The 5,244-nt window shown below is 73.9% G+C and carries 6 protein-coding genes; all 6 read right to left on the reverse strand.

Going from position 1 to position 5,244, the window contains the following annotated elements:
- Nucleotides 1-96: 96 nt before the first annotated feature.
- The 6 genes from fliN to L2I40_RS18640 all read right to left on the reverse strand — a co-directional run bounded on the left by fliN (nt 97) and on the right by L2I40_RS18640 (nt 5,106).
- On the reverse strand, nt 97-417 hold the full coding sequence (gene fliN, locus L2I40_RS18615) for a flagellar motor switch protein FliN (protein WP_237216683.1): 321 nt from the start codon (nt 415-417) through the stop codon (nt 97-99).
- A complete protein-coding gene (locus L2I40_RS18620; RefSeq protein ID WP_237216684.1) occupies nt 414-1,016 on the reverse strand; it encodes a FliH/SctL family protein in 603 nt (200 codons plus the stop codon). Before L2I40_RS18620 ends, fliN begins: the two co-directional genes overlap by 4 nt.
- Nucleotides 1,013-2,011: a flagellar motor switch protein FliG gene (gene fliG, locus L2I40_RS18625; protein ID WP_237216685.1), complete on the reverse strand. Its 999-nt coding sequence runs from the start codon at nt 2,009-2,011 to the stop codon at nt 1,013-1,015. The genes L2I40_RS18620 and fliG overlap by 4 nt, the downstream gene beginning before the upstream one ends.
- A complete protein-coding gene (gene fliF, locus L2I40_RS18630; RefSeq protein WP_237216686.1) occupies nt 2,011-3,699 on the reverse strand; it encodes a flagellar basal-body MS-ring/collar protein FliF in 1,689 nt (562 codons plus the stop codon). The genes fliG and fliF overlap by 1 nt, the downstream gene beginning before the upstream one ends.
- 102 nt (nt 3,700-3,801) lie before the next feature.
- On the reverse strand, nt 3,802-4,461 hold the full coding sequence (locus tag L2I40_RS18635) for a flagellar hook assembly protein FlgD (protein ID WP_237216687.1): 660 nt from the start codon (nt 4,459-4,461) through the stop codon (nt 3,802-3,804).
- A gap of 15 nt (nt 4,462-4,476) precedes the next feature.
- On the reverse strand, nt 4,477-5,106 hold the full coding sequence (locus L2I40_RS18640) for a flagellar hook-length control protein FliK (RefSeq protein ID WP_237216688.1): 630 nt from the start codon (nt 5,104-5,106) through the stop codon (nt 4,477-4,479).
- Nucleotides 5,107-5,244 lie beyond the last annotated feature (138 nt).

Here is a 5,244-nt window from a genome sequence, read left to right on the forward strand (position 1 = left end):
GCGTGCGCCAGCCGCCCGCCGCGCGCGATCGCGTCGCGCGCCGCGGCGCCGAGCTCGCCTTCGAGGGAGCCGATGATCAGGAGCCGCGGCATGGCGCTAGGTGCCGCCCCGGTCCGCCTTGACGATTTCCGTCATCGTCACGCCCAGGCGGTTGTCGTCCACCATCACCACCTCGCCGCGCGCGACGAGCCGGTTGTTCACGTAGATGTCGACCGCTTCCCCCAGCTTGCGGTCGAGCTCCACGACGGCGCCGCGGCCGAGTTTCAGGAGCTGGCTGACCTGCATCGTCGCGCGCCCCAGCACGGCGCTGACCTGGACCGGGATGTCGTACACGGCATCGAGGTCGCGCGGGCCGGGCGGCGCGGCCGCCCCCTGCGTCTCCGTCGCGGGCACCGGTTCGAAGCCGTCTTCGGTCATGGCTCGTCTGCGCTCCACAAGCCGGCGGCGGTGAGGGCGGCGCGGATCGCCGCCCGCCGCGCATCGAGCGAGAGCGTCTGCGCGCCATCGCGCCATTCGAGGCGCGCATCGCCGGCGGCCAGGGCGGCGTCCCCCTCGACCACCAGGCCCGCTGGCACGAGCGACGCCACCGCGGCCGCCTGCTCCGGCGCGACGCGCAGCAGAACCTCGGGCTGTCCCTTCAGCAGGGGCAGCAGCTTCGCGGCGAGCGCGGCGGCCATCTCCGGACCGCGCCGCGCGCCCTCTGTCGGCAGCGCGGCGTCGACCACCGCGAGGACCGTGCGTGCGAGATGCTCCGCGGTGCGCTCCGCCACCGCGGCGGCATGCGCGGCGGCATCGTCGAGCGCGGCGGCCGCGAGACCGAGGCTCGCGGCGATCGAGGCTTCCTGCGCCTCCCGCTGGCGGCGCATCCCCTCCGCCAGTCCTTCGGCGAAGCCGCGCGCATGGCCTTCGGCCATGGCGTCCTCGCGCAGAGCCTCGAGCAGGGCGGGATCGGGGGGCGGCGGGGCCGCGACAGCCATGGGCGCCGCGAGGTCCGGCAGCGGGATCGCGCATCTCACGAGATCATCTCCTCCTCGCGCCCGTCGGCCAGCTGGATCTGGCCCTGCGCGGCGAGATCCTTGGCCTGCGCCACGATCATCGCCTGCGCCTCGTCCACGTCGCGCAGCTTGACCGGACCGAGCGCCGCAAGATCGTCCTTCAGCAGCTTGGACGCACGTTCCGACAGGTTGCGGAAGAACAGGTCGCGCAGTCCTTCGGACGCTCCCTTCAGTGCCAGCACGAGCTTGTCCTTCGGCACCGCGCGGATCAGCAACTGCAGCCCGGCGCCGTCGACGCGCTGGAGATCCTCGAAGGTGAACATCAGCGCCCGGATCCGCTCGGCGCTGTCGCGCGAGCGCTCCTCGAGGGCGGCCAGGATCCGGGCCTCGGCTGCGCGATCGAGGTTGTTGAAGATCTCCGCCATGACCTCGTGCGGGTCGCGGCGCTGCCCGCGCGCGAGGTTGGACATGAACTCCGAGCGCAGCGTGCGCTCCAGCCCGTCGAGCGCCTCCTTCTGGACGGGTTCCATCCGCAGCATCCGCATGACGACCTCCATGGCGAAGGCCTCGGGCAGCAGGGCGAGCACGCTGGCTGCGTGATCGGGCTTGATCTTCGAGAGCACGACGGAAACGGTCTGCGGGTATTCGTTCTTGAGGTAGTTGGCGAGCACCGCCTCGTTCACGTTGCCCAGCTTGTCCCACATGGTGCGGCCCGCCGGCCCGCGGATCTCCTCCATGATCTGCATCACGCGGTCCTTGGGCAGGGAGCGCAGCAGCATGCGCTCCGTCACCTCGAAGGACCCGACGAGATGGCCCGTCTGGCCCAGCGCCTCGGCGAATTCGCGGGTCACCGCCTCGACCTGCGTCGAGGGCACGGTGCCGAGCGCCGCCATCGCGAGCGAGAGGTCGCGGATCTCGTCCTCGTGCAGGCGCGAGAAGATCTTCGCGGCCTGCTCGTCGCCGAGCGCCAGCATCAGCGTCGCGGCCTTCTGCGGCCCCTTGAGGCTGGCGGGCATCAGGGCTCCTCCGGCGTCAGCCAGCGTCGCAACACGGCCGTGCTCTGGTCCGGGTTCGCGTCGATGAGCGCGGCGATGTCATGCAGCGCGGAGGCGCGAAGCTGCCCTTCGACACGCGCGACGGTCACCATCTCTTCGCCAGGCTGCGTGCCGGCTGCGCCTGTCGCGGCCAGGGCAGGCGGCGCCTCCGCGCCGGCGGGCAGCGCCGTCACTCCGGCCGAAGTCAGGTCCCGTCCCTCCGGCGCGAAGCCCAGGGTGCCGGCCGTGGTCGAGCCCGCCGCGGCCAATGCGGGCTGCGGCGCGAGACCGACGGCGAGACGCGACACCAAGGGCCGGCCGAGGAGCAGGATGGCGAGCAGGGCGACCAGGGCGAGCACCGCGCTTTCGACCATGCGGCCCAGCAGCGCGGGCGGGATCGTCTGGCCCAGGATCACGAAGCCGTCCGGTGTCGCGTCCGCGGGCGGCGGATCGGCGAAGCGGAGACTGACGACCTCGACACGATCGCCGCGCCGCTCGTCGAAACCCACGGCGGAGCGGGCGAGCGAGGTGATGCGTGCCATCTCGTCCGCCGTCCGCTCGCGCCAGCGCGGCGCGGCGCCCGGCACGGGTTCCCACGCGCCATCGACAAGCACCGCCACCGAGATGCGGCGAATCGCGGGCTGCTCGCGCGTCGTGTTGCGCGTGATGCGGCCGATCTCGAAATTGGTCGTCTCCTCCTGCCGCGACTGTTCGCTGCGCGCCCCGCCGGCTGCCGCTTCCGCGCCGGGAAGCTGGTTGGCGACGGAGACGTTGCCGGGCTCCGCGTTGCGGCTGGTCTCGTTGGTGGATTGCGTGCTGCGCGGCACCTGGTTGTCGGGATCGAAGCGCTCCTCGACCGTCTGGACCCGGTCGAAGTCGAGTTCGACCGTGGCTTCGGCGCGGACACGGCCGGGTCCGAGGCTGCGCTCCAGGAGGTCCTCGACCGCCCGGGCGAGGCGGAGTTCCTGGGCACGGCGCAGTTCCTCGGCGCCTTGCGCGGCCGCCGGCCCGGCGAGCGCCTGCCCGCCCCGCGCCAGCAACTCGCCCCGGCTGTCGACGATGGAGACGTTCTGCGGACGCAGGCCAGGGACCGCAGCGGAGACGAGGTGCAGCACCGCCTGCACGCCGTCGCGGTCCAGCCGCTGCGCCCCCTGCATCGTCAGCACGACGCTGGCCTGCGCTTCGCCCCGATCGCGCGAGAAGGGATCGCGCCGTGGCAGGACGAGGTGGACGCGCGCCGCGCGCACGCCGGCGAGGCCGCGGATGCTGCGGCTGAGCTCCCCTTCCAGCGCGCGCAGCCGGTTGATGTCCTGCTGGAACGGCGTGGTGGTCAGGCTTTCGCCACGGTCGAAGATCTCGTAGCCGACCGATCCACCGGAGGGCAGGCCCTCTCGCGCAAGCGCCAGGCGCAGGCGCGGCACGTCGGCCTCCGGCACCAGCACCTGCGACCCGCCGCCGGCGATCCGGTGCGGCACGCGCTGGCGTTCCAGCGCCGCCACGATCGCGGCGGCGTCGCGCTGCTCGAGCTCGCCATACAGCAGCGCCATCGGCGGCTCGGCCGCGCGGAGTGCGAGGAAGACCAGAAGGCCGAGCACGGCGACGCCGACGCCCGCCATGACAGCGAGGCGAAGCGGGCCGAAGCCGCGCAGCTGCGCGATCAGGCCCTTCATGTCAGATCGTGCGCGCGTCTTGCGCCCCGCCCCATCACGTTGCCCCCGTCAAGCCGGTCCCGCCGGCCGGCAGGTCTTGCCGGGGGGACGGTTGCGGCGCGGTTAAGGCGTGCCGGGCAATTCGCGCAGCCGGTCGAAGCCGGCAGCGACCGCGCCGAGGCGGAGCACGAGGTCGCCGTCGGCGCGTGCCGCCCCGGTCACGCGGCCGCTCACGGCGAAGTCGAGCGGCACGGGCGTCCCGTCCGCAGCCCGGCCGGTCACGGCGACGGCGTATGCGCCGTCGGCGCGCCGCGTGCCGCGCATGTCGCGCCCGTCCCAGGCCCAGCGCGTCTGGGCGGCGCCGAGTGCGACCGTCTCGGTCCGCAGCAGCGCGCCGGATGCATCGCGGATCTCGATGTTCGCGCGGGTCGCCCGGCCCGTGGGCGGCAGCACCAGTTCGGCACGCCCGTCCTGCAACGGCAGGCGGTTGGTCGCCACGGTGACGACCCGGCCCATCAACGGCGCCGTGGCGGCGAGCTGACCGGCCTGCTGCAGGTCGAGCATGCGCTGCAGGGTCTGGTTGCCGGCGATCTGCTGCTCCACCGTCGCGAACTGCACGAGCTGCTGGGTCAGCGCCTCGGTGTCCATCGGCTTGGTGGGATCCTGGTTGCGCAACTGCGTCGTCAGCAGGCGCAGGAAGGTGTTGAGGTCGGCCGAGAGCCGGGGACCGCCGCGCGGTGCGGTGTCGGCCGGGGGCGTGGTCGCCGTGATGCTGCCGCTCATGCTGCGGGTTCCCGTTCAGATCGCGAGGTCGAGGAGGCTGCGAAGGCCGGGCTGGGCCAGGGGCGCGGCGGCTGGCGTGGGAGTCGCGCGCGGCGTGCCGCGCGGCTCCTGGCGTTGCTGCCGGCCTTCGCCGCCGCCGCCCCCGAAGGACAAGGCCGGTCCGCCGGATGCGCCGCCGAAGCCGGCGGTGGACAGCGCGCGTTCGAGCTCCGTCCGGTCACGCTGGAGGAGGAGTAGGGTCTCGGGACGCTCGGCGGTGACGGTGATGCGGGCCTCGGCGCCGCTCCGCTCGATCGCGACCTCGACCCTCCCGAGCTCGGCCGGGTCGAGGGTGACCGTCAGGCTGGCATCCGGGCCGAGCGCGAGTGCGACGGCGAAGGGCGCGATCTGCCTGGCCGGCCATGTGGGAGTCGCCGCCGGGCGTGCGGCAGCGGGCGCGTCGGCCGGCGTATCGCTGCGCGAAGCCTGGGCGGGTTCGAGCTGTTGCGCGGCGATGCGCGTGTCCGCGACCGAGAGGCTTGCCGGTGGTGCCTCGGTGCCCGGCGCAGCGGATGCAGCGGGGCTGGCCGTGTCGCGGGGGAGTGTCTCGCCGGCCGGCCGCGGCGCGGGTGGGTTGTCGAGCGGGAGCGTGGGCGAGGCCGCCATGGCTTCGGCCTCCGCGCCGCTGCCGGCCGACGTGGCCGGGAGATCCGGCGGGCGCGGGGCCTCGGCCGGCCTGTTTGCGATCGGCGTCGGCGCAGGCGCAAGCGATGCGGCGCGGGAGGCTGCCGGCGCGAAGCCTGC

Origin of the sequence: Falsiroseomonas oryziterrae, assembly GCF_021864505.1 — a bacterium.
In the GTDB taxonomy this organism is placed as follows: domain Bacteria; phylum Pseudomonadota; class Alphaproteobacteria; order Acetobacterales; family Acetobacteraceae; genus Falsiroseomonas; species Falsiroseomonas oryziterrae.